This window comes from Domibacillus sp. PGB-M46 (assembly GCF_022668875.1).
GTDB lineage: Bacteria > Bacillota > Bacilli > Bacillales > Domibacillaceae > Domibacillus.
Genome location: NZ_JAKGCR010000061.1, coordinates 1 through 1,684 on the forward strand (window position 1 = coordinate 1; position 1,684 = coordinate 1,684).

A 1,684-nucleotide genomic window follows, 5' to 3' on the forward strand; every position below is an offset into this window, starting at 1 on the left:
AGTATGAGGTCGTAGACCCGAAACCAGGTGATCTACCCATGTCCAGGATGAAGGTGAGGTAACACTCACTGGAGGTCCGAACCCACGCACGTTGAAAAGTGCGGGGATGAGGTGTGGGTAGCGGTGAAATTCCAATCGAACCTGGAGATAGCTGGTTCTCTCCGAAATAGCTTTAGGGCTAGCCTCAAATGAAGAGTTCTGGAGGTAGAGCACTGTTTGGACTAGGGGCCCATCCCGGGTTACCGAATTCAGACAAACTCCGAATGCCAGAAACTTATATTTGGGAGTCAGACTGCGAGTGATAAGATCCGTAGTCAAGAGGGAAACAGCCCAGACCACCAGCTAAGGTCCCAAAGTATACGTTAAGTGGAAAAGGATGTGGAGTTGCCCAGACAACCAGGATGTTGGCTTAGAAGCAGCCACCATTTAAAGAGTGCGTAATAGCTCACTGGTCGAGTGACTCTGCGCCGAAAATGTACCGGGGCTAAACGTATCACCGAAGCTGTGGATTGACACCTTATGGTGTCAGTGGTAGGAGAGCGTTCCAGAGGCTGTGAAGTCAGACCGGAAGGACTGGTGGAGCGTCTGGAAGTGAGAATGCCGGTATGAGTAGCGAAAGAAGGGTGAGAATCCCTTCCACCGAATGCCTAAGGTTTCCTGAGGAAGGCTCGTCCTCTCAGGGTTAGTCGGGACCTAAGCCGAGGCCGAAAGGCGTAGGCGATGGATAACAGGTTGATATTCCTGTACCACCAAGCATCGTTTGAGTGATGGGGGGACGCAGGAGGATAGGAGATCACGCAGCTGGATACGCGTGTTTAAGCAGTTAGGCTGGAAATGAGGCAAATCCCGTTTCCGTTAAGGCTGAGCTGTGATGACGAGGGAATTTTAGTACCGAAGTCTTCGATTCCACACTGCCAAGAAAAGCCTCTAGCGAGATGTAAGGTGCCCGTACCGCAAACCGACACAGGTAGGCGAGGAGAGAATCCTAAGGTGAGCGAGTGAACTCTCGTTAAGGAACTCGGCAAAATGACCCCGTAACTTCGGGAGAAGGGGTGCTCTGGTAGGGTGCAAGCCCGAGAGAGCCGCAGTGAATAGGCCCAGGCGACTGTTTAGCAAAAACACAGGTCTCTGCAAAGCCGCAAGGCGACGTATAGGGGCTGACGCCTGCCCGGTGCTGGAAGGTTAAGAGGAGGGCTTAGCGCAAGCGAAGGTCTGAATTGAAGCCCCAGTAAACGGCGGCCGTAACTATAACGGTCCTAAGGTAGCGAAATTCCTTGTCGGGTAAGTTCCGACCCGCACGAAAGGCGCAACGATCTGGGCACTGTCTCAACGAGAGACTCGGTGAAATTATAGTACCTGTGAAGATGCAGGTTACCCGCGACAGGACGGAAAGACCCCGTGGAGCTTTACTGCAGCCTGATATTGAATTTTGGCACAGTCTGCACAGGATAGGCAGGAGCCTTGGAAGCCGGAGCGCCAGCTTCGGTGGAGGCGCTGGTGGGATACTGCCCTGACTGTGTTGAAATTCTAACCCGCACCCGTGATCCGGGTGGGAGACAGTGTCAGGCGGGCAGTTTGACTGGGGCGGTCGCCTCCTAAAATGTAACGGAGGCGCCCAAAGGTTCCCTCAGAATGGTTGGAAATCATTCGCAGAGTGTAAAGGCACAAGGGAGCTTGACTGCGA

1 rRNA gene is annotated in these 1,684 nt (G+C 53.4%); it reads left to right on the forward strand.

Going from position 1 to position 1,684, the window contains the following annotated elements:
* Positions 1-1,684 (forward strand): 23S ribosomal RNA (locus L2D08_RS23560); the annotation flags it as partial.